At 69.7% G+C, this 21,404-nt stretch carries 26 protein-coding genes; 22 read left to right on the forward strand and 4 right to left on the reverse strand.

From position 1 onward, the window contains the following. The first annotated feature begins 258 nt into the window (after positions 1 to 258). The 3 genes from MFF26_RS07385 (at position 259) to MFF26_RS07395 (ending at position 2,636) form a co-directional block, all read left to right on the forward strand. A complete protein-coding gene (locus MFF26_RS07385) occupies positions 259 to 1,641 on the forward strand; it encodes a transposase (RefSeq protein WP_096482882.1) in 1,383 nt (460 codons plus the stop codon). Positions 1,642 to 1,955: 314 nt separating this feature from the next. Further along, positions 1,956 to 2,279 carry an ArsR/SmtB family transcription factor gene (locus tag MFF26_RS07390; protein WP_012452089.1) on the forward strand — a complete coding sequence of 108 codons (324 nt, stop codon included), beginning with the start codon at positions 1,956 to 1,958 and terminating at the stop codon, positions 2,277 to 2,279. A 159-nt stretch (positions 2,280 to 2,438) separates the two neighbouring features. Further along, the gene (locus MFF26_RS07395) at positions 2,439 to 2,636 is read left to right on the forward strand and encodes a polyhydroxyalkanoate synthesis regulator DNA-binding domain-containing protein (RefSeq protein ID WP_012452083.1); all 198 of its coding nucleotides are present in this window, start codon (positions 2,439 to 2,441) and stop codon (positions 2,634 to 2,636) included. 30 nt (positions 2,637 to 2,666) lie between these two features. Here MFF26_RS07395 and MFF26_RS07400 read toward each other — a convergent pair whose 3' ends face one another. After that, positions 2,667 to 3,983 carry an ATP-binding protein gene (locus tag MFF26_RS07400; protein WP_238307827.1) on the reverse strand — a complete coding sequence of 439 codons (1,317 nt, stop codon included), beginning with the start codon at positions 3,981 to 3,983 and terminating at the stop codon, positions 2,667 to 2,669. Then, positions 3,980 to 4,642, reverse strand: coding sequence for a response regulator (locus MFF26_RS07405; protein ID WP_012452081.1), 663 nt, complete (start codon positions 4,640 to 4,642; stop codon positions 3,980 to 3,982). Before MFF26_RS07405 ends, MFF26_RS07400 begins: the two co-directional genes overlap by 4 nt. Before the next feature lie 107 nt (positions 4,643 to 4,749). Between MFF26_RS07405 and dsbD the strand changes: the two genes are divergently transcribed. From dsbD to MFF26_RS07425, 4 genes are read left to right on the forward strand one after another with little or no spacing between them, the layout of a single operon-like run. Beyond that, positions 4,750 to 6,525 (forward strand): protein-disulfide reductase DsbD, encoded by a 1,776-nt coding sequence (gene dsbD / locus MFF26_RS07410; RefSeq protein ID WP_238307828.1) that lies wholly within the window; start codon positions 4,750 to 4,752, stop codon positions 6,523 to 6,525. A gap of 33 nt (positions 6,526 to 6,558) precedes the next feature. Further along, positions 6,559 to 7,194 carry a DsbA family protein gene (locus MFF26_RS07415; protein WP_012452079.1) on the forward strand — a complete coding sequence of 212 codons (636 nt, stop codon included), beginning with the start codon at positions 6,559 to 6,561 and terminating at the stop codon, positions 7,192 to 7,194. Further along, positions 7,194 to 8,042 (forward strand): L,D-transpeptidase, encoded by an 849-nt coding sequence (locus tag MFF26_RS07420; RefSeq protein ID WP_012452078.1) that lies wholly within the window; start codon positions 7,194 to 7,196, stop codon positions 8,040 to 8,042. The genes MFF26_RS07415 and MFF26_RS07420 overlap by 1 nt, the downstream gene beginning before the upstream one ends. Then, complete coding sequence (locus tag MFF26_RS07425; protein ID WP_012452077.1) at positions 8,026 to 8,490, forward strand: DsrE family protein; 465 nt, start codon at positions 8,026 to 8,028, stop codon at positions 8,488 to 8,490. Before MFF26_RS07420 ends, MFF26_RS07425 begins: the two co-directional genes overlap by 17 nt. Positions 8,491 to 8,525: 35 nt before the next feature. Here the strand turns inward: MFF26_RS07425 and MFF26_RS07430 are convergent, their stop codons facing one another. Further along, entirely contained in the window at positions 8,526 to 8,984 is a 459-nt protein-coding gene (locus tag MFF26_RS07430) for a hypothetical protein (protein ID WP_238307829.1), read from the reverse strand. A 163-nt stretch (positions 8,985 to 9,147) separates the two neighbouring features. Between MFF26_RS07430 and MFF26_RS07435 the strand changes: the two genes are divergently transcribed. The 15 genes from MFF26_RS07435 (at position 9,148) to MFF26_RS07505 (ending at position 21,210) form a co-directional block, all read left to right on the forward strand. After that, positions 9,148 to 9,573, forward strand: coding sequence for a YeeE/YedE family protein (locus MFF26_RS07435; RefSeq protein ID WP_012452075.1), 426 nt, complete (start codon positions 9,148 to 9,150; stop codon positions 9,571 to 9,573). A gap of 3 nt (positions 9,574 to 9,576) precedes the next feature. Next, positions 9,577 to 10,026: a YeeE/YedE family protein gene (locus tag MFF26_RS07440; RefSeq protein WP_012452074.1), complete on the forward strand. Its 450-nt coding sequence runs from the start codon at positions 9,577 to 9,579 to the stop codon at positions 10,024 to 10,026. After that, positions 10,026 to 10,832, forward strand: coding sequence for a sulfite exporter TauE/SafE family protein (locus tag MFF26_RS07445; RefSeq protein ID WP_238307830.1), 807 nt, complete (start codon positions 10,026 to 10,028; stop codon positions 10,830 to 10,832). Before MFF26_RS07440 ends, MFF26_RS07445 begins: the two co-directional genes overlap by 1 nt. A 19-nt stretch (positions 10,833 to 10,851) precedes the next feature. Then, complete coding sequence (locus MFF26_RS07450; RefSeq protein ID WP_238307831.1) at positions 10,852 to 11,763, forward strand: MBL fold metallo-hydrolase; 912 nt, start codon at positions 10,852 to 10,854, stop codon at positions 11,761 to 11,763. Between the two features lie 11 nt (positions 11,764 to 11,774). Next, complete coding sequence (locus MFF26_RS07455; RefSeq protein WP_041371804.1) at positions 11,775 to 12,161, forward strand: rhodanese-like domain-containing protein; 387 nt, start codon at positions 11,775 to 11,777, stop codon at positions 12,159 to 12,161. Between the two features lie 140 nt (positions 12,162 to 12,301). Continuing rightward, on the forward strand, positions 12,302 to 12,514 hold the full coding sequence (locus MFF26_RS07460) for a heavy-metal-associated domain-containing protein (RefSeq protein WP_012452070.1): 213 nt from the start codon (positions 12,302 to 12,304) through the stop codon (positions 12,512 to 12,514). 92 nt (positions 12,515 to 12,606) lie between these two features. Continuing rightward, positions 12,607 to 13,071, forward strand: a complete 465-nt coding sequence (locus MFF26_RS07465) for a hypothetical protein (protein ID WP_238307832.1) — start codon at positions 12,607 to 12,609, stop codon at positions 13,069 to 13,071. Between the two features lie 85 nt (positions 13,072 to 13,156). Further along, complete coding sequence (locus MFF26_RS07470; RefSeq protein ID WP_238307833.1) at positions 13,157 to 14,896, forward strand: efflux RND transporter periplasmic adaptor subunit; 1,740 nt, start codon at positions 13,157 to 13,159, stop codon at positions 14,894 to 14,896. Between the two features lie 13 nt (positions 14,897 to 14,909). Further along, positions 14,910 to 18,059 carry an efflux RND transporter permease subunit gene (locus tag MFF26_RS07475; protein WP_012452067.1) on the forward strand — a complete coding sequence of 1,050 codons (3,150 nt, stop codon included), beginning with the start codon at positions 14,910 to 14,912 and terminating at the stop codon, positions 18,057 to 18,059. A 20-nt stretch (positions 18,060 to 18,079) separates the two neighbouring features. Then, on the forward strand, positions 18,080 to 18,445 hold the full coding sequence (locus MFF26_RS07480; RefSeq protein WP_012452066.1) for a hypothetical protein: 366 nt from the start codon (positions 18,080 to 18,082) through the stop codon (positions 18,443 to 18,445). 23 nt (positions 18,446 to 18,468) lie between these two features. Beyond that, positions 18,469 to 18,873, forward strand: coding sequence for a CopM family metallochaperone (copM, locus tag MFF26_RS07485; protein ID WP_012452065.1), 405 nt, complete (start codon positions 18,469 to 18,471; stop codon positions 18,871 to 18,873). A 180-nt stretch (positions 18,874 to 19,053) separates the two neighbouring features. Next, complete coding sequence (locus MFF26_RS07490) at positions 19,054 to 19,386, forward strand: four-helix bundle copper-binding protein (protein WP_238307834.1); 333 nt, start codon at positions 19,054 to 19,056, stop codon at positions 19,384 to 19,386. Between the two features lie 65 nt (positions 19,387 to 19,451). Continuing rightward, positions 19,452 to 20,201: a glutaredoxin family protein gene (locus MFF26_RS07495; RefSeq protein WP_012452063.1), complete on the forward strand. Its 750-nt coding sequence runs from the start codon at positions 19,452 to 19,454 to the stop codon at positions 20,199 to 20,201. Then, the gene (locus MFF26_RS07500) at positions 20,198 to 20,947 is read left to right on the forward strand and encodes a DUF4396 domain-containing protein (protein WP_017486784.1); all 750 of its coding nucleotides are present in this window, start codon (positions 20,198 to 20,200) and stop codon (positions 20,945 to 20,947) included. The genes MFF26_RS07495 and MFF26_RS07500 overlap by 4 nt, the downstream gene beginning before the upstream one ends. Positions 20,948 to 20,991: 44 nt before the next feature. Then, positions 20,992 to 21,210: a hypothetical protein gene (locus MFF26_RS07505; RefSeq protein ID WP_012452061.1), complete on the forward strand. Its 219-nt coding sequence runs from the start codon at positions 20,992 to 20,994 to the stop codon at positions 21,208 to 21,210. An 18-nt stretch (positions 21,211 to 21,228) separates the two neighbouring features. On the opposite strand, the gene MFF26_RS07510 is transcribed toward MFF26_RS07505, so the two are convergent. Beyond that, positions 21,229 to 21,387, reverse strand: coding sequence for a hypothetical protein (locus MFF26_RS07510; protein WP_012452060.1), 159 nt, complete (start codon positions 21,385 to 21,387; stop codon positions 21,229 to 21,231). Between the last annotated feature and the right edge of the window lie 17 nt (positions 21,388 to 21,404).

Consider the following 21,404-nt stretch of genomic DNA (forward strand, 5'->3'; position numbering starts at 1 on the left):
CCTGCTGCTCGGCGCGGCATGCTCCATCGTTGTCGCCCATGACAATGGGCCACAACATGCTGACGTCGTGGACGCCGCTGCTAGATCCGCTTCCTCCTACTGAGCAGACCTCTGGGCCGGCACGCTTGAATGTCCGCAAGGGGTCAGGAGTTCGCACTCAACTTGTTCGGCTGTGCGCCGATTCTGTTGAAAAACTCGGGTGTTGCGGCGGTAATCGTGAGGTGATTCACTCCTGTCGAGAGACGGAGATCAAAGCAGATGATGGGACCTCGGCAAGTCGAGCAGGGTGCCTTGTTCTACGAGTTCTCGCTCGATACCCACGTTCCCGCCGACCATCTGCTGCGCGCCATCGATCGCTTCGTCGACCTGTCGGGCCTGCGCGCGCACCTGCGGCCCTTCTACAGCACGACGGGCCGGCCTTCGGTCGATCCCGAACTGATGATCCGCATGCTGCTCGTCGGCTACTGCTTCGGCATCCGCTCCGAGCGCCGCTTGTGCGAGGAGGTGCACCTCAACCTCGCCTACCGCTGGTTCTGCCGACTCGGATTGGAAGGCGCGGTGCCCGACCACTCGACCTTCTCGAAGAACCGCCACGGCCGTTTCCGCGACAGCGACCTGCTGCGCGAGGTGTTCGAGATCACCGTGCAACGCTGCATCGACGCGGGGCTCGTGGGTGGTGAGGGCTTCGCGGTTGACGCTAGCCTGATCCGAGCCGACGCCAACAAGCAGCGCTCTGCGGACGCTTCTGAGTCCGTCGATTGGGACGACTTGGCCCGGACCCGCCGGTCGGTGCGCGAGTACCTCGACACCCTCGACGAGGCTGCCTGGGGAGCCGCAAGCGAGAGCACGCCAAAGTTTATTTCCCGCTCCGACCCGGCGGCGCAGTGGACGGGCGCGATGAAGGGCCATGCCTTCTTCGCCTACGCCACCAACTACCTGATCGACCTTGACCACGCCGTGATCGTCGACGTCGAGGCCAGCCGCGCCATCCGGCAGGCGGAGGTCGGGGCGGCCCGTACCATGGTCGCGCGCACGCAGGATCGCTTTGGGCTATGGCCGGCGCGGCTTGCGGCGGACAGCGCCTACGGCTCGGCCGAACACCTCGCCTGGCTGGTGCACGAGCGTGGGATCGAGCCGCACATCCCTGTCTTCGACAAGTCCGAGCGCAGCGACGGCACCTTCAGCCGGTCAGCCTTCACGTACGACCCTGAAGCCGACGTCTACACTTGCCCGGCCGGCAAACCGCTGCGGCAACGCCAAAAGGTCTACCGGACGCCGCCCCCGCTGGTCGATGCGGATGGGATGATGCGCTACCACGCCAGCAAGCGTGACTGCGACGCCTGCGCCCTGAAGCCTCGGTGCTGTCCCAACGCACCCGCCCGCAAGATCCCCCGCTCGATCCACGAAGGTGCTCGGCAGATGGCGCGCGACATCTGTGCCTCGGAGGAGGGCCGCACCTCACGGCGGGAGCGCAAGAAGGTCGAGATGCTGTTTGCCCACCTCAAGCGGATCCTGAAGCTGGATCGACTCCGGCTACGGGGGCCGAACGGTGCTCGGGACGAGTTCCACCTCGCCGCGGCAGCCCAGAACCTCAGGAAGCTCGCCAAGCTGATCCCGGTGCCGCAGCCGAGCCCGGCCTGATCGGCCGGGGCCACCCTCTCATCCAGCCGCCGCGCTCGTCCGACCTGCACCCGATCCAACTAGACCGCGAGTTTTTCAACGAAATCCGCCATTTCCAGACCTTCCTATTTGTGCGGCGGCAGGTCCGTTGTTGATGCTTAAGAGGACCTGCATCTGAAAGCGTGGCTTTGAAGCGCCTGGTCCGACGGGGGATGCCGGGCTGGTTCGCCCGAACCGGAGATTCACATCGAGACCGGAGCCCAGCAGGACGGCTCGCTGAAAATACATTAGAAGCACCTAAATAAGCCAGTCCTAACGTTCTGGAATTTGGACTCATGAATGTCGTGACGCCGACCGACCTGCTGCGCCTCCAAGACAAGGCGGCTGACGCCGCGCGCCTGTTGCGGCTCCTCGCCAACGAGAAGCGCCTGCTCATCCTGTGCCTGCTGGTCGCCCGCGGAGAGATGGACGTAACGAGCCTCGCCGAGGCGGTCGAGCTCAGCCAGTCGGCCCTGTCGCAGCACCTCGCCAAGCTCCGTGAGGATGGGCTCGTCGCGTTCCGCCGCGAGAGCCAGACCCTGTTCTATCGGCTGGAGGACCCCAGGGCCGCGCGGCTGCTGGCGACCTTGAAGGACATCTTCTGCCCGGACATGGGCTGAGCGCACGGGCCCTTACGCACGCAGCCTTGACCTCTCTCGGGTAAACAAATGGGCTGGAGAGCGCGTCAGGGGTTGTGCGCCATCCACCACAGCTTTTAATTATTCCAAACCTAATATGCATTCCGTCCCTCGGTCGGCCTCCTATCATCCGTCGTGAAGATGTCCGGCAAGAAGTCCTCTCCGATCCATCACCTGAAGCGCTATGCCGGCTGCCGGCTGTTCGACCCCGAGAACCGGGTCTACCTTTCCGCGGAGGACCTGGAGCGCCTCATTCGGCAGGGCATACGGGTCAGCGTCCGTGAGGTGGAAACGGGGCAGGACGTGACCGACGCGGTGGTCCGCCCGAACCTGCAATAGCCCTTTGTCGGTCGGATAGCCGGGGCGGCGTCAGCCTCGCAGGATCTCCGCCTCTAGCCCTCGCCGGTCCGATCGATTGCGGAGGTGCAGGCTCAATCCGCTCCGACGAGAGGCCATCTCCGCGATGGCCAGTCCGAGCCCGCTTCCCGTCGCGCTCTTGTGGCGTCCTCGGAAGAAGCGCTTCGTGACCTGCGGCAACTCCTCCTCGGGGATGCCGGGTCCTTCGTCGCGCACGACGATGCCCCCACCGCCCGGCCGCGCGGCCCATTCCACGAGCCCGGCCTGCATGTGCTGCACGGCATTCTCGTGCAGGTTGCGGACGGCGAGACGCAGGCTCTCGGGGTCGGCCCGCATCGTGTAGCCATGCAGCTCTGGATCGACGACGGTTCGGATTTCCGCTGGCACTCGCATGCCCGCCACGGTCTCGGCCACCAGCGCGCCCACGTCGATCTCCGTCAGAGGCCGGGTCTCCTCGGCGGCGTCGAGCCGGGCAGCGTCGAGGAGCTGGCGGACGAGGCGTGTCGTACGATCCACGGCTGCGAGAATCTGGCGAAGTGCGGCTCTCGTGATGTCAGGGTCGGTCGCGGCCATGGCGACCTGGGCCTGCGTCTTCAAACCGGCGAGCGGGGTGCGCAGCTCGTGCGCGGCGAACGCCGTCACCTCCCGTTCGTGCCGCCGCGCCGCCTCGACCTTGAGGAACAGCCCGTTGAGGGCATCCGCCAAGGGGCGGACCTCCGTCGGCGCCTGGCCGGCGTCGATGGCGCTCATGTCGTTGGCGTCGCGTGCCGCGAGGTTCCGGGCCATCAGCCGTAAGGGTCGCAGGCCGCGCCCGAGGCTCGCCCAGATCAGCATCCCCAGGAGCGGCACGACGAGGAGCGCGGGGGTGAGCAGGCCCATGATGAGGTCGGTGACGAGGCTCTCGCGCAGGCTGAGACGGTCGCCGACCAGGACACGCACCCCCTTCTCGGCATCCTCCGCCGTGAAAACCCGCCAGGTCTCGCCGTCGACCTCACGCTCGGAGAAGCCCGCCGGCGCGTCGGTCAGGCGTCGCTCCGGGGCTCCGCTCGACCGCGCGACCATGCGACCGTCGAGCGACCAGATCTGGCAGGAGAGCTGCCGCTCGTAGGCCGTCGGCGCCGGAAACGTGCGCGGCGTCCCGTCCGGGGCCGTGCCGCCGACCGCACCCACCAGGGAGCTGACCATGCGCGCGGCTTCCTGGAGGCGGTTGTCGAGGACCTGCTCCACCTCGCGCTTCGACCCCAGGTAGATCCAGGCGACCGCGCTGAGCCAGATCAGGCCGGTTGCGAGGAGCAGGATGGCGAAGAGCCTGACGCGTAGTGACTTCATGCGGTCGCCCTCATGCGGTAGCCGAGGCCGCGCACCGTCTCGATGGCATGCTTGCCGATCTTGGCGCGCAGGTTATGCACGTGCACCTCGACCGTGTTGCTCTCGACCTCCTCCTGCCAGCCGTAGAGGCGCTCCTCCAGCTCCGCCTTCGAGCGCAGCACGTTCGGCCGTTCCATCAGCGCCGTCAGCACCATGAACTCGCGCCGCGACACCGGGACCGGTTCCCCATGGAGCGTGACGGCGAGCTCGGCCGGGTCGAGGCGGATGCCGGCATGCTCCAGGCAGGCTGCGGCCCGTCCTGACGCCCGCCGGACGACGGCGCGGATGCGGGCCGCGAGCTCGTCGAGGTCGAAGGGCTTGCCGAGGTAGTCGTCGGCCCCGCCGTCGAGCCCTGCGATTCGGTCCGCCACCGCATCCCGGGCCGTGAGTAGGACCACCGGCGTGCGGTCGCCCCGCTCGCGTAGCCCACGCAGCACGTCGAGCCCGGAGCCGTCGGGCAGCATCAGGTCGAGCACCACGGCGCCGAAGCCGCTTGCGGCGAGGGCGGCATCGGCGTCCGCGCAGGTCGCGACGCACTCGACGGTCGCGCCGGACAGCCCGAGCCCAGCCCTGAGGCCGTCCGAGAGGATGGGGTCGTCCTCGACGACGAGGATGCGCATGCGTGTCTCCGTTGGCTGCCTGGCATCCTCCGGGCCAGGCTTAAGCCTGGCTTAAGCTACGTTTCCGACCGGCGGCGGACCGATCCGAGCCCGGACCCCGCCCGCTCATGCCGAACGTTCTCGCCAACGTCATCCTCGCCGTCCTGGTCTGGGCGGTGTCATCGCTGTGGTCGCCGGGTCATTGCCGCGAGCCCGCCGCACGGCAGGCGCCGTTCACTCTCGACGTGACCCGCGACGAGGACCTCTCGCTTCGCCTGAGATGGACCATCGCCCCCGGCACCTACCTCTACCGAGACAAGATCGGCGCGTCGGACGGTAGCGATCGGGAGCTTCCCGTGACGACCGCTGCGGGCGAAACCAAGGACGACCCGAACTTCGGGGCGACCGAGGTCTACCACGGCGCGGCCGAGGCCGTCGTGCCGGGCGCCGCGCTCGCGGGGGTGCGCGACGTGCGCGTCACCTACCAGGGCTGTGCCGAGAAGGGCATCTGCTACCCGCCGGTCACCCGGGTCGTCGAGGTGCCTGCGCCCGGTCCGCAAGCGGCGGCCGTTCCGGCGAACCCAGCGGTGCCCGCGAGTGCGCTCCCGGTCGATACGAAGGCCGAGACCGGGAGCGGTCTGCTCTCCGGCAATCTCGCGGGCGTCCTGGCGACCTTCCTCGGGCTCGGCCTGCTCCTGGCCTTCACGCCGTGCGTGCTCCCGATGGTTCCGGTGCTGGCCGGCATGCTGACCCGCTCCGGAGAGCGGCTCTCGGCCGGACGCGGCTTCGTCCTGTCCGGCACCTACGCGCTCGCGATGGCGCTGGCCTACGGCACGCTCGGCGTGGCCGCGGCCTGGTCCGGACGCAACCTCCAGGCCGCGCTCCAGACGCCCGTGGCGCTGGGCCTGCTCGCCGCGACCTTCGCCGCCCTAGCGCTGTCGATGTTCGGTGCGTTCGACCTCGCGCTGCCGACCGGTGCCGCCGCCCGCCTGTCCCGCCTGAGCGGGCGCAGGCTCGGCGCCCTCGGCGGCGCCGCCGTCATGGGCTTCACCTCCGCCCTGATCGTCGGCCCCTGCGTGACGCCGCCGCTCGCCGCGGCCCTGCTCTACGTCGCCCAGACCGGGGACGTGGCGCGCGGCGCCTCGGCCCTGTTCGCGCTCGGCCTCGGCATGGGCTTGCCGCTGGTCGCGTTCGGGACGTTCGGGGCGGGGATCCTGCCGAAGTCCGGCCCTTGGCTCGTTTCCGCCAAGCAGGCCTTCGGTGTCGTGTTTCTCGGGTTGGCCATCACGATGGTCTCCCGCCTCGTGCCACCCGAGGTTACGCTCGCGCTCTGGGGCCTGTTGGCCGTCGGCGTCGGCGTGTTCGTCGGGGCCTTCGACGCCCCCCTCCCGGCCGGTGCCGGTGCTGTGGGCCGGCTGGGCAAGAGCGTCGGCATCGTCGCGGTGACCTATGGCTGCGCCCTCGTCGTCGGCGCCTCGGCGGGTGGAACCGACGCGCTCCGGCCGCTCGCCGGCTTCGGTCAGGCCCAAGCCGTGCACGCCGCCGACACCCGCACCGTGGCCTCGCTGCCTGCCTTCGAGACCGCCCTTCAGGCCGCCCGCGCCGCGGGCAAGCCGGTGCTCGTCGAGTTCGCCGCCGACTGGTGCACCGTCTGCAAGACGAACGAGCGGACGGTCCTGGCGGACGCCGGCATCCGGGAGCGCCTGAAGGCCGTCTCCGTCATCAGGGCCGACGTCACCCGCGACGACGCCGACACCCGGGCTCTGATGCAGCGGTTCGGGGTCGTCGGTCCTCCGACCCTCATCCTGATGCGCTCCGACGGTGACGAGGTCCGGGAGGCCCGCACCGAGGGAGAGCTCACGGTCGAGGACCTGACGCGCCGCCTTGCCCTGGTCGGCGCCTGAGCCACCCCCTTCGATAACCCCACGGAGACCGTCATGGACCGCAGGACCCTGCTCGCCCTTCTGCCCGCCGTCGCGCTCGCGCCCGCCCTGCTCTCGCTGGCGCCGCATACGGAGGAGGCCTTCGCTCAAGGCATCGATGCGAACGCCATCCTCAACGACCCGGAAGCGCCGATCTCCGGCAACCCGAAAGGCGACCTGACCATCGTCGCCTTCCTCGATTACAACTGCCCCTTCTGCAAGAAGGCCGAGCCCGACCTCACCCGCCTGGTGAAGGCGGACGGGCGCATTCGCGTCGTTCACAAGGACTGGCCGATCCTCGGCGACGCTTCCGTCTACGGCGCCCAGCTCGCCCTCGCGGCGAAGTACCAGGGCCGCTACGACGCCGTGCACAGGGCACTCATGGCCATCCCAGGCCGCAAGATCCCGAAGGAGCGGATGCTGGAGGCGGTGGCCGCCTCGGGCGTCGACATGGGCCGCCTGGAGGAGGACCGGCGGGCTCACCAAGCCGAGATCGGCGCCTTGCTCCAGCGCAACCTCGACCAGGCCGATGCCCTCGGCCTGCAGGGCACGCCGGTCTTCCTGATCGGCCCGCTGAAGGTCGCCGCGGCGCTCGACTACGACGGCTTCAAGCAGGCTGTGGCCCAGGCGCGCGCCAAGGGTCGCTCGTGATGCGGCGGGTCTCACGTCTATCGGCGCTGATGGCGCTCGCCTCGGCGCTTGGCGCCTGCACGGTCTCGATGGGGGCGCCGGCCCCGGTCGCGGAGGCCCGGCCGCAGATCGCCCCGGATGCCCTGCGCCGATACGCGGCCATCACGGACGAGCCCTTCCCGGTGGAGGCGATCGATCCCCGCGACCTCAAGGCCCGCAATGTCCGCCAGGTCGTCGATTACCCGACGAAGGAGCCACCCGGCACCCTCGTGGTCGACCCCTACAGGCGCTTCCTCTACCTCGTCATGGAGGGCGGCAAGGCGATGCGCTACGGCGTCGGGGTCGGCAAGGCCGGCTTCGAGTTCACCGGCGAGGCGACGGTCGCCCGCAAGGCATCCTGGCCGCGCTGGACGCCGACGCCCGACATGATCCGGCGTGATCCGGCCCGCAACGGGCGCTGGGCCGGCGGCATGCCGGGCGGCGGCAGGAACCCGCTCGGGGCGCGTGCGCTCTACCTGTTCAAGGACGGCAAGGACACGCTCTACCGCATCCACGGCACCACGGAGCCCTGGAGCATCGGCGAGGCGGTCTCCTCGGGATGCATCCGCATGCTGAACCAGGACGTGATCGACCTGCACCGGCGCGTGCCCACCGGAACGAAGGTCGTGGTGCTCGGGTCACGAGGTACCAGCCACGCCGCACGGCAAGGCGCGCCGGAGACGACCGGCAGCCTCGGAAGCGGCGCGTCGACCGGACCGGAGCCAGACGACGGCCTCGACCATGCGCGGCTCGACAGCCTGTCCGCCCGCGCCTCGGAGGCGCCGGAGCCATTCACCGACGACGGAGAGCCGGATGACGACGGTCTTTAGGAGCCTGGCGCTCGCGGTCCTTCTCGCAACCCTCGGCATGGGAGCCGCCCACGCCGGCTCGGAAGCCCCGGCCGGGCACTACGCCAACCAGAAGGTGGTCTATCATAACGGCGGCGGCCCCGACGGAGCCGCCTACTTCAAGCGCCTGCTCGGCAACCTGCGGAACCACGTCGACGCCGTGGGCAAGGATCACGTCGAGATCCGCGTGGTGAGCCTCGGCGACGGGTTGGCTCTGTTCCAGGCCGCCGCGGAGGACGGGGAACTCGCCGGACGCATCGACGCCCTCAAGGCCGCGGGCGTTAGATTCCTGGTCTGCGCCAATACCTTGAGGGAGCGGAAGATCGACCGCGGCGCTCTCTATGCGGTGGGCGAGGACGACATCGTGCCGAGCGGCGTCGCCGAGTTGGCGCGCCTGCAGGGCATGGGGTTCGCTTACATCCACCCGTAGCGCGGGGAACGGGAAGCCGTTCCGGCGCCCTCTCGTCAGAGCCTAGCTGCCATGAGGGCGTGGCTTGCCCGGCTGTCGTGGTCACCCGGACCCGGTCCGATCGGGCCGAAATCACCTCTGAGCGCCTTCAGGGCGTTGCGCTCAAACTCGATCTCACGAGCCGTACGGAAGCCGAGGCGCCGAAGAACCGGCAAGGGCGGGCACCAGCCCTGCACGGCGTGCTGGAGGAGGAACGCGGTCACCGCCAGGGGCAGGGCAAGCCACCGTCGATCCGTGGTCAGGCCCAACACCGTTCCGGTGAGCGCCAGCGTCGCGGCGTTGGCCTCCAGCGTCCGCTCGATGTCCCACTCCGCGTCGAGCTCGCGCAGCCGGCGACCGATGTCTTGCGGGTGCTCGGCATGCCAGCGGACGCTCGCATCGAGGTCTGCAGCGATGCGCCGGTTGTCGCGCGCGCCTGTGTGAAGCGAAACCCGCTCCGCTGTTCCAGGAACCATCGACCGCCTCCTCTTGACGTTAAATTAGAAGTCACTAATTAAGCATTATCTAATTCTAGCGCGGTTCGGGGACGGACCCCGTCCATGACAACCCCAGTGGCGGCGTGTGGATCATGCATCGCCCACGGGTGTGCCCCTTGCCGCGCGTCGGGAGTGACTGACCATGGACAGCTTCACGCCATTGAGCGCCCTCCTCGGAGGCGGCCTGATCGGCGCTTCCGCCGCCCTGCTCCTGCTCCTCAACGGACGCATCGCCGGCATCAGCGGCATCCTCGGCGGCCTGCTCGCCTCGCCTTCGCGCGAGACCGGCTGGCGAGCCGCCTTCCTGGCCGGCCTGGTCCTGGCACCGCTGGTCTACGGCGGCTTGGGCGGCAGCCTGCCGGCGGTGGCGGTCGACGCCTCGTTTCCGCTCCTCGTGGTCGCGGGTCTGCTCGTCGGGTTCGGTGCACGCCTCGGGGCCGGCTGTACCAGCGGTCACGGCGTCTGCGGCATCGGTCGCGGCTCGCCCCGCTCGCTGATCGCGACCGGCACCTTCATGGCCGTCGCCATCCTGACCGTCCTCGTCACCCATCACCTGCTCGGAGCCTGAGCCATGGCCAAGACCGTCTCCGCCTTCACCATCGGCCTGCTGTTCGGGATCGGACTGCTCGTTTCCGGCATGGCCAACCCAGCGAAAGTCCTCGCCTTCCTCGACGTGACCGGACGCTGGGATCCGAGCCTTGCCTTTGTCATGGCGGGTGCCGTCGCTGTCTCGGCCGCCGGCTATCGCGTCGCGCGACGGCGCGGCCGGCCGGTGCTCGCGCCCCGGTTGGATATCCCGACCCGGCGCGACCTCGACCCGCGCCTGCTCGTCGGCGCCGCCGTGTTCGGTCTCGGCTGGGGTCTCGCCGGCCTCTGCCCCGGACCCGCCCTGACCATCCTCTCGGTGGTGCCAGCCCCCGCCGCGACTTTCGTGGCCGCCATGGTCGTCGGCATGCTGATGTTCCGCCTCGTGCCATCGTCGACTTCGAACCCGAAGGTAGTCCAGGGAGCCGACGCGTGATGCCCGGCTTGCTCACATCCGGTCTCGCGACCGGCTCGGGCGGGGTCGTCGGCGTGATCCTCGGCCTCGTCGGCGGGGGCGGTTCGATCCTGGCGGTCCCGCTCCTGACCTACGTGGTCGGGGTGAGCTCGCCCCATGTGGCGATCGGCACCAGTGCCCTGGCGGTCTCGGTCAGCGCGGCCGGCAACCTCGTCTCGCAATGGCGGGCCGGGAACGTGAAGTGGCGGTGCGCGGCGGTGTTCTCGGCAGCCGGCATCCTCGGCGCGCTCGCCGGCTCGGCGGCGGCCAAGGCGGTCGACGGGCAGAGCCTCCTGGCGCTGTTCGGGGTCGTGATGCTGGTGGTCGGGGGGCTGATGCTGCGCAAGCGGCGCGGTGAGGGCGACCCGGAGGTGCGCCTGACCAAGATCAGCGCCCCGGTGCTCCTGCCCTGGCTGCTCGGCATCGGCTTCGCGGTGGGCCTGTTCTCCGGCTTCTTCGGCATCGGCGGGGGATTCCTGATCGTGCCGGGCTTGATGCTGGCGACCTCTATGCCGCTGCCGATGGCCATCGGCACCTCGCTGGTCGCGGTCAGCGCCTTCGGGGCCGCCACCGCGGCAAGCTACGCCGTCTCAGGCCTGATCGACTGGCCGGTGGCTGGCCTATTCATCCTGGGCGGCGTGCTCGGCGGCCTCGTCGGTGCCGGCCTCGGCCGACGGCTCAGCCAGCACAAGCGCGCCCTGACCCTCACCTTCGCCGGCCTCGTGATCCTGGTCGGCCTCTACGTGGTCGCCCGCGGAGCCCTGCCGCTCCTCGGAGCCACAACCTGAACTCGGAAGGAGGAGATCCATGTCCGACCAGACCATCCCGTCGTTGCGCGGTCGACCCATCGTGACCGGCTTCCACGACGAGACGACCGGCAGCATCCAGTACGTCTTCGCCGATCCCGAGACGAAGCGCTGCGCCATTATCGACCCGGTGCTCGACTTCGACCCGAAGTCCGGGGCGACCGCCACCCGCTCCGCCGACGCCCTGCTCGCCCATATCAAGCGCGAGGGCTACGAGTTGGAGTGGATCCTCGACACCCACCCGCACGCCGACCACTTCTCGGCCGCCGGCTACCTGCACGACAAGACCGGCATCCCGACCGCCATCGGCGAGAAGGTCGTCAAAGTTCAGCGGCTCTGGAAGGGGCTCTACAACCTGCCCGAAACGTTCCGGACGGACGGCTCGCAGTGGGACCGGCTCTTCGCCGACGGCGAGCGCTTCCGGATCGGCAACCTCGACGTCGAGGTGATGTTCACGCCGGGCCACACCCTGGCCTCCATCGCCTACCGGGTGGGCGACGCCGCCTTCATCCACGACACCCTGTTCATGCCCGACAGCGGGTCGGCGCGGGCCGACTTCCCGGGCGGCGACGCGCACGCGCTCTGGCGCAGCATCCAGCGCATCATGGCGCTGCCGGACGGGACGCGGCTGTTCACCGGGCACGATTACCGTCCGGACGGGCGCGAGGCGGCCTGGGAGAGTACGGTCGCCCGGCAGCGGGCCGAGAACCCGCACCTCGTCGAGACCCCAAGCGAGGAGGCGTTCGTCCGCATGCGTGAGGCCCGCGACCGCGAACTGCCGATGCCCAAGCTTATCCTGCATTCCCTGCAGGTAAACATCCGTGGCGGCCGCCTGCCCGAGCCCGAGGCGAACGGCAGGCGTTACCTGAAGATCCCGCTGGACGCCCTCGACGGCGCGGCCTGGGGCGCGTGACGGAGATGACCTTGACCACGAAGAGCGCGAAGGACTTGGTGGCGGAAGCCAACCGCGAGGTCGATACCCTATCGGCCGAGGAAGCGCTCGCACGCCTCGGCCAGCCCGACACGATGCTCGTCGACGTGCGCGAGGGCGAAGAATTGGCCAAGGCCGGTAGGATCGCCGGCGCGGTCCATGTGCCGCGCGGCTTCCTAGAGTTCCAGGCTGATCCGGAGAGCCCGACCCACAAGGCCGAACTCGGGGATGGCAGGAGGCTGGTTCTCTACTGCGGCTCGGGCAACCGATCGGCCTTGGCCGCCAAGACCCTCAAGGACATGGGGCTCAGGTCCGTCGCCCACGTCGCCGGTGGCTTCTCCGCACTGGAGAAAGCGGGCGCATCAGTCGAGCGGGTGTGAACAAGGCCGTCATGTTCCACTCCTGATCTACCGAACGGATCGTCTAGCGCCGAAGTGATAATAGGCGACGAAGGCCGACCCTTGACCTTCCCATCATGGGAAGCCCCATCTCGACGCGACACCATTGAAGGGAGAGCGTCATGTATCGCTACAAGGTTGAGAAGATGGGGTGCGGCGGCTGCGCCAAGTCCATCACCCGCGCCGTCCTCACCATCGAGCCCGGCGCCAGCGTCGAGGTCGACCTGAGAGCTAAGCTCGTCACCGTGTCTGATGTGGTGGGCCCGGCCGACCGGATCGTTCAGGTCATCGCCGCAGCGGGCTACCCGGTAGAGCCACTGCTCGCTGCAGCTTGAAGCGCCGCGGTGGCAACCAAACCTTGCCTCACGGCATTCACGTCTCAGCCGCGGGCATAGTCCCACCACCGGAATCGGTGTAAGCCAGACCCATGAGCCTCGACCGGCAAATCGTGCGCCTGGTGGCGGCGATGATCCTCGCGATCATCGCCTACGTCGCGCCGTCCGCCGTCCAGGCCCACGAGGGTCACGCGCACCACGGCCGCCATAGGACCGCGACGCAGCCGAAGGTCGCCCCGCCGGCGGTCCGGGCGACGGTGACCGCGCCCGCCAAGACGGCGGTCCGGCCCGAGGTGCCGACCTGGTCCAAGATCGCGCTCCGCCCGCCCGTGGCCGAGGGCGCGCGCATCGAGCCCACCGGGGACGATTGCTGCCGGCTCGGGTGCAAGACCCGCTGCTGCGGGACGATGGCCTGCTGCGCCACCGGCGTCCTGCCCGGGCCGTCGGTCCTGTCGCCGTCTCTGTTCCGGACCGTCACGCTGATCCCGCGCGACGTCGCCGGCCGGTCGGGCACCGGCCCCGAGGCCCAACCCAAGCCCCCACGAACCGTCGCGTGAAGTAGGGCGCGCCTGAGGCGCGCGACGCCCGGATTGCGCCTGCGCACGGTGCCGTCCGGACTTCCCGACGCGAGGATTTCTGTTCATGTCGACCCGTCTTGCCGCCGCCTGGGCTGCGGTGGCGCTGCTTGCCGCCGTCCTGGCGGGGCCCGCGCTCGCCCACGAGGGGCACGACCACGGTGCAGCGCCGCCGCCCGTCTCGAAGACCATCGCCCCGCGCGGCGAGGCGCTATCGGACGCCTTCGAGCTCGTCGCCATCCCGCGCGACGGCACCCTGACGCTGTTCCTCGACCGCTTCCGGACGAACGAGCCGGTGACGGGCGCGACCATCGAGGTCGAGACCCCCGAAGGCCCGAAGGTCGCGACCGCAACGCCCGACGGCGGCTACGCCCTGCCGGCCCCGTGGCTGTCGAAGCCCGGCCGGCACGAGCTCGTCGCGACCGTCACGGCGGGCGAGGACGTCGACGTGCTGACCGTCGGGGTCACCGTGCCAGACCCGAAGGTCGCCGCGGCCGCGGCGTCTGCCAAGCCGACCCCGGCTCAGGCTGCCCTGGCGCGCGTCTCCGAGGTCGCCCACGACGTCCGAGAGCGGCTGACGGCCAAGGACCCGGCCTTGGTGGCCGCGGTCGCCGTCGCCTTCCTGCTCGGCGTGCTCGTGACGGCGCTCGCACGCGGGCGCCGTGCCGCGCCGGCGGTGGCGCTGGTCGCCATCGGCATCACCATCGTCCTCGGCACCGCCGCCTTCGCGCACGGCGACGAGGACCACGGCACGCCCGTGCAGAGAGCGGCGCTGATCGAGCCGCGCCAGACCACGCCGGCCTTGTCGGACCTCGCGCAGCGCCTGCCCGACGGCTCCGTCTTCGTGCCGAAGCCGACGCAACGGCTGCTGGTCCTGCGCACCACCATGACCGAGCAGGGCAGCTTCCACCGCTCGGTCGAGCTGCCCGGCCGCATCATCCCGGACCCCAACGCCAGCGGCGTCGTGCAGTCCTCGGTCGGCGGCCGTCTCTCGCCTCCGCCGTCCGGCCTGTTCCCGCGCCTCGGCACCAAGGTGCGCAAGGGCGACGTGCTCGCGACCGTGACCCCGCCGGTCCAGGCCGTCGACGTCTCCGACATGCGCCAGCGCCAGGGCGAGCTCGACCAGCAGATCGCCATCGTCGAGCGCCGGGTCGAGCGCTACCGGAAGCTCACCACGAGCGGCGCCGTCGCCCAGACCCAACTCGACGACGCGGTCGCCGAGCTCAACGGGCTGCACGACCGCCGCGCGGCCCTCGACAAGATCCGTCAACAGCCCGAGACCCTGGTCGCCCCCGTCGACGGCGTGGTGGCGCAGGCGACCGCCGTGGCCGGCCAGATGGCGGCATCCGGCGCCATGGTCTTCCAGATCGTCGCCCCCAACCGCCTCTGGGTCGAGGCCCTCAGCTTCGACGCCCTGACGGCGGCCCAGGACGCCACGGCACGGCTCGCCGACGGGCGCACCCTGAAGCTCGCCTACCAGGGCACGGGGCTCGCCGACCGCAACCAGGCCATCCCGGTCCAGTTCGCGGTGCAGGGCGACGCCTCCGGCTTGCGGGTCGGCCAGTTCGTCACCGTGCTGGCCGGGACCGATACGGAGCAGTCCGGCCTGGCGCTGCCGCGCGCGGCGGTCGTGCGCACCGGCAACGGGCAGGACGTCGTCTACGAGCACACGACCGCCGAGCGCTTCGAGGCCCGGCCCGTGCGGGTCGAGCCGCTCGACGGCGGCCGCGTGCTGGTCGCCGAGGGGATCGGACCCGGCAAGCGGGTGGTGACCCAGGGCGCCGAGCTCCTCGACCAGGTGCGCTGAGGAGGGCCGCCCGATGTTCACCTTCCTCGTCAGCCAGTCGGTCCGCAACCGCCTGCTCGTCCTCGCCATGGCCACGGTGCTGGTGCTCTTCGGCGCCTTCACCGCGACCAAGCTCCCGGTCGACGTCTTCCCCGACCTCAACAAGCCCACCGTCACCATCATGACGGAGGCGGAAGGGTACGCGCCCCAGGAGGTCGAGCAGCTCGTTACCTATCCCATCGAGACCCGGATGAACGGGCTGCCGGGCGTGACCCGGGTGCGCTCGGTCTCGGGCGTGGGTCTGTCCATCACCTACGTCGAGTTCGACTGGGGCACCGACATCTACCGCAACCGCCAGCAGGTCGCCGAGCGGCTCGCCCTGGTGCAGGACCAGCTGCCCCGGGGCGTGACCCCGGTGATGGGCCCCATCTCCTCCATCATGGGGCAGATCCTGCTGGTGGCGGTGACCGGCGAGACCGCGAGCCCGATGCAGGTGCGCGAGGTCGCCGACTTCACCATCCGGCCGCGGCTCCTCACCATCCCGGGCGTGGCGCAGGTCATCCCCATCGGCGGCGAGGTGCGCCAGTTCCGGGTCAGCCCGAACCCGGCCGCCATGCGCTCGCTCGGGGTGACGAACGCCGGGCTTGAGACGGCGCTCGCGCAGTTCGGCACCAACGCCGGCGGCGGCTTCACCGACCAGCATTCCCGCGAGTACCTGATCCGGAACATCGGCCGGACCATGAGCCTCGACGATCTGCGCAACCTCGTGGTCGCGACGGTCGCCGACACCCCGGTCCACCTGCGCCAGGTCGCGGAGGTGTCCTTCGCCGCACGGACGAAGCGGGGCGACGCCGGCTACATGGCCAAGCCCTCGGTCATCGTCTCGGTCGAGAAGCAGCCCGACGTCGACACGGTGCGGCTGACCCGCAGCATCGAGACCGCCCTGAAGGAGATGTCGTCGACGCTGCCGGCCGGCATCAGGGCCGACCATGTCCTGTTCCGGCAGGCCGACTTCATCGAGACCTCGATCCGCAACGTCGAGCGCGTCCTAGTCGAGGCCGTGCTGGTGGTGGCGGTGGTGCTGTTCGCCTTCCTGCTGAACGTGCGCACCACCGCGATCTCGCTGCTCGCCATCCCGGTCTCGGTGCTGACGACCGCGGTGGTGTTTTACCTGTTCGGGCTGTCCATCAACACGATGACCCTCGGCGGCCTCGCCATCGCCATCGGGGAGCTCGTCGACGACGCGGTCGTGGACGTCGAGAACATCTACCGGCGGCTCGGCGAGAACCGGCGGGCGGGCAACCCGAAGAGCGTGTTCCAGGTGGTGGTCGAGGCCTCGAACGAGGTCCGCTCCGGCATCGTCTACGCGACGCTCATCATCATCCTGGTGTTCGTGCCGCTGTTCGCCCTCTCCGGCATCGAGGGCCGGCTCTTCGCCCCGCTGGGGCAGGCCTACATCATCTCGATCCTGGCGAGCCTGCTCACCTCCATCACCCTGACCCCGGTGCTGGCCTCGCTCCTGCTGCCGGGCTTGAAGAACCTGGAGGAGCACGACAGCCGCTTCCTGAAGCTACTCAAGCGCGGCAACGCCGCCCTCCTGCAGGTCGCCTTCCGCCACAAGGGCCTGCTCGTCGGCACCGTCGCGGCGGCGGTGGTGGCCGCGGGCGTGGCCGCCTGGAACCTGCCCCGGGCCTTCCTGCCGCCGTTCAACGAGGGCTCGTTCACGGTCAACATGACCTTCAACCCGGGGATCTCGCTCGCCGAGAGCAACCGGGTCGGGCTGATCGCCGAGAAGCTGCTCTTGGACATCCCAGGCGTGAAGGCGGTCGGCCGCCGGACCGGCCGGGCTGAGCTCGACGAGCACGCCGAGGGCGTCCACTCCTCTGAGATCGAGGTGGCGCTGGACGAGGGCGCCAAGCGTCCGAAGGAGGCCCTCGTCGCCGACATGCGCGGGCGCCTCGCGGCGCTGCCGGTGGCGGTCAACGTCGGCCAGCCCATCTCGCACCGGCTTGACCACATGCTCTCGGGCGTGCGGGCCGAGATCGCGCTCAAGGTGTTCGGCGAGGACCTCGACGCCCTGCGCCGGGTCGCCAACTCCCTGCGCGACCGGATGGCCACGATTCCGGGTCTCGTCGACCTGCAGGTCGAGCGGCAGGTGCGCATCCCGCAGCTTGAGGTGCGGGTCGACTACACCCGGGCGGCCCTCTACGGGGTCCAGCCGGCCGCGGTGGTCGAGCAGATCAGCCGCCTCTCGAACGGGCGGGTGGTCTCCACCGTGGTCGACGGCGTGCGCCGCTTCGACGTGGTCCTGCGCCTGTCGGAGAACCGCCGGACCACCGCCGGACTGGGCGACCTGCTGCTGGAGACGCCCTCTGGCTGGGTGCCGGCGCGGCAGGTCGCCGACATCCGCGAGACCGACGGGCCGAACCAGATCCTGCGCGAGAACGCCCGCCGCCGCATCGTCGTCCAGGCCAACACCAACGGCGAGAGCGACATGGCTACCATCGTGGCGGCCATCCGCGAGGCAGTGGCGAAGGAGCCGCTCCCGCCCGGCTTCTTCACCAGCCTGGAGGGCACCTTCCAGGCGCAGGAGGAGGCGAGCCGGACCATCGGGGTACTCTCGGCGCTGTCCCTGGCCCTGGTCTTCGCCATCCTGTTCAGCCGCTACCGCTCGGCCGCGCTCGCGCTCATCATCATGGGCAACGTGCCGCTGGCGCTGATCGGCTCGGTGGCGGCCCTGTGGCTCGTCGGGCAGCCGCTGTCCGTGGCGTCGATGATCGGCTTCATCACGCTGACCGGCATCGCCGCGCGCAACGGCATCCTGAAGATCAGCCACTACCTGAACCTGTCGCTGAACGAGGGGGTGCCGTTCGGCCCCGACCTCGTGGTGCGCGGCAGCCTGGAGCGGCTGACCCCAGTCCTGATGACGGCCCTTTCGGCCGGCGTGGCGCTGGTGCCGCTGCTCTACGACGCGGCGAGCCCGGGCAAGGAGATCCTGCACCCGGTCGCGGTGACGATCTTCGGCGGGCTGATCAGCGCGACGCTGCTCGACACCTTCCTGACCCCCGTCCTGTTCCTGCGCTTCGGCGCCAGGCCGCTGGAGCGGCTGCGCGCCGTCCACGCCGAGGCGCCGGCCAACCCATCCCCGGACGGAGCGCGCCCGCGCCTGGCCGAGGCCTACTGACCCCAGAGGAGACGAGACGCATGATCCTTCCGAGAGTGACCCTAGCCGTTGGCCTGCTCGCCGCGACCGCCGTCTACGCCCACGAGACCGCCGGCCAGCACGGCGGCCGGGTGGCGGACGCGGGCAAGTTCCACGTCGAGCTCGTCGCCAAGGGCGCGACAGTCGACGTGTTCCTGTCCGACGAGGGCCAGAAGCCGGTCCCGGCCGCGGGCTTCAAGGGCACGGCCATCCTGGTCGTCGGCGGCAAGCCCTCGCGGGTGCCTCTGGAGCCGGCCGACGGCAACCGCCTCACTGGCAAGGCCGCGACCGCGCTCGGCGACAGCCTGAAGGGCGCCGTGCAGCTCACCGGGCCCGACGGCGCGACCGCCAGCGGCAAGTTCAACTGACCCCTCCACAGGAAGACGCCTCGATGAAGACCCTGACCAAGACCGTCGTCGCCGGCACCCTGGTCCTCGCGCTCACGAGCGCCGCCGCCGCCCACGAGATGCATGGCAACGAGCACATGGACCACGCTGGCCGCCATCCCGTACCGGCGACCGCAACGGATAAGTCGGATACGGCGGCGACCAAGGCGTTCCGGGATGTGGACGCCGCGATGCACCGGGACATGGACATCCGCTACACGAACGACGTCGACGTCGACTTCGTGCGCGGCATGATCCCCCACCACAAGGGGGCCGTCGCCATGGCCAAGGTCGCCCTGGAGCACTCCAAGGAACCGGAGATCCGGAAACTGGCCGAGGAGATCATCAGGGCGCAGGACGTCGAGATCGCTCAGATGGAAGCTTTCCTGAAGAGGAAGGGCTCCCAGTGAGGGTGCCCGGCCGGGACAGCGTCCGGCTCCCGAACCCGTGAGCGCTCGAAGTATTTATTTCTGAACGAGCCCGTATTCCGGGAGTTTGTATTTCAGGGCATGACTTTCTGGCTTGCTTTGTACTGAGTCAGTTCTCCAGTCGTGCCGCTTGCGTCGACTTTGCAACGACGGAGTACCTGAATGCACCAGATATCGAGCGAGATGCAGTCCTGCATCGACGAGTGCCTGCGCTGCTACCAGACCTGCCTGGGCATGGCCTCGAATCACTGCCTCCCGGCGGGCGGCAAGCACGTCGAACCGGAGCACTTCCGGCTGATGATGGCCTGCGCGGAGATCTGCCGGACTTCGGCGCACTTCATGCTGATCGGCACCGCCGAGCACAGGCACACCTGCCGCGCCTGCGCAGAGGTCTGCGAGGCCTGCGCGAGGAGCTGCGAGCAGGTCGGCGATATGGACGACTGCGTCACACGATGCCGCCGCTGCGCCGAGAGCTGCCGGAAGATGGCCGCCTGACCGGCCGGCCCCGAAACCCGACCGGGAGGGGCGGGGCCCCTCCCTCCAAACGACGAGGACGACAGATGGCAACGGCCACCGCCCGCAAGGCCACCCTCTACCGCATGGTGATGCCGAAGCACCTCTGCCCGTACGGGCTCAAGGCCAAGGACCTCCTAGAACGCGAGGGCTTCGAGGTCGAGGACCGCTGGCTGACGACGCGCGAGGAGACCGACCGCTTCAAGGCCGAGCATCAGGTGAAGTCGACGCCGCAGACCTTCATCAACGGCGAGCGGGTCGGCGGTTACGACGACCTGCGCCAACGCTTCGGCAAGGCGGCCAACGACCCGAACGCGACCACGTACACGCCCGTGGTGGCGGTCTTCGCCATGACCGCGCTCATGGCGCTGGCGGCCAGCTACGCCGCATATGGCACGCCCCTCACCCAGCGCGCGGCCGAGTGGTTCATCGCCTTCAGCATGTGCGTGCTCGCCCTCCTTAAGCTGCAGGACGTCGAGAGCTTCTCGTCGATGTTCCTGGGCTATGACCTGCTGGCGCAGCGCTGGGTGCGCTACGCCTACGCCTACCCCTTCCTGGAGGGCATCGCCGGCGTCCTGATGGTGGCGGGCGCCCTGAACTGGCTCTCCATCCCGGTGGCGCTGTTCATCGGCACGATCGGGGCGGCCTCGGTGTTCAAGGCGGTCTACCTCGACAAGCGCGAGATCAAGTGCGCCTGCGTCGGCGGGTCGAGCAAGGTGCCGCTCGGCTTCGTCTCGCTGACCGAGAACCTGATGATGGTCGCCATGGCCGTCTGGATGCTGGTGGCGCACCATTGAGCGCCGCCTTCGCCGCCCCGGGCTGGCTCCATGCCGTCTCGATTGCCGCGCTGCTGCTGGGGGCCGCCTGCGCGCTGCTGCTGTCGGTGGAGGTGGTCCGGCACCCACAGCACATGACTGTGATGAACGTGGTCTGGCCAGTCAGCGCCCTATTCGGGTCGGTGGCCGTGGTCTGGGCCTACTTCCGCTACGGGCGCCTAGCGACCATGGAGGCGCACCACCGCGCGAAGGAGCGAGGCGAGAAGCCGCCGAACATGACCGGCACGCCGTTCGCCGTGATGGTCGGCAAGGGCGCGCTTCACTGCGGCAGCGGCTGCATGCTGGGCGACGTCGCCGCCGAATGGCTGGCCTTCCTGGTTCCGGCGGTGGCGGTCTGGTTCGGCTGGCAGTGGGCCTTCGAGGAGAAGATGTACGCCGTGTGGGCGCTGGACTTCGTCTTCGCCTATGCGCTCGGGATCGTGTTCCAGTATTACGCCATCGTGCCGATGCGGGGCCTCTCGCCGGGTGAGGGCCTGGTGGCCGCCCTCAAGGCCGATACCCTGTCGCTGATCGCCTGGCAGGTGGGGATGTACGGCCTGATGGCGCTGGTACAATTCTGGCTCTTCCCGCGCCTGGCCGGGCAGCGGGCGCCGGTCAACTCGGTCGAGTTCTGGTTCGCCATGCAACTCGCCATGGTCGCGGGGTACCTGACCAGCTACCCGGTGAACTGGTGGCTCGTCGGCTCCGGCATCAAGGAGCGGATGTAAGGGGCACCCCTTCCGGTGTCCCATTCAAGCGAGGAGGAAAGACCATGAAGCGGATCGCACTGGCCTCGGCCGCCCTGCTGCTGCTGGCGGCGTCCCCGGCGATGGCGATGTCCTGCTGCGGTGGCGGCAAGGGCAAGGGCGCCATGATGTGCGGCAAGCCCGGCATGAAGGGCGGCATGGCCATGAACCACGGTGCCTTGAAGGGGAAGAAGGGCGGCTGCTGCTGCGAGGGTATGTCCATGAACATGACCCGGCGCGGCTAGGGGGGCCCGACGGAGCGCTCACGTCCTCGGCGCGGCGACGAACGAGGACGGGACATCGAGGTCCTGCGCCGAGGAAGGCGCGGGATGTTGCCGCCTCGCCAGCCAGCGGTCGAAGACCTCCCGCAGGGGGCCGGGGAGCGTGCCCGCGAAGCCCTCGTGCAGGGGAAAGCCGGGCATTCCCGCCGCCAGCACTT

Source organism: Methylorubrum suomiense (assembly GCF_022179765.1).
Taxonomy (GTDB): Bacteria; Pseudomonadota; Alphaproteobacteria; order Rhizobiales; family Beijerinckiaceae; genus Methylobacterium; species Methylobacterium suomiense.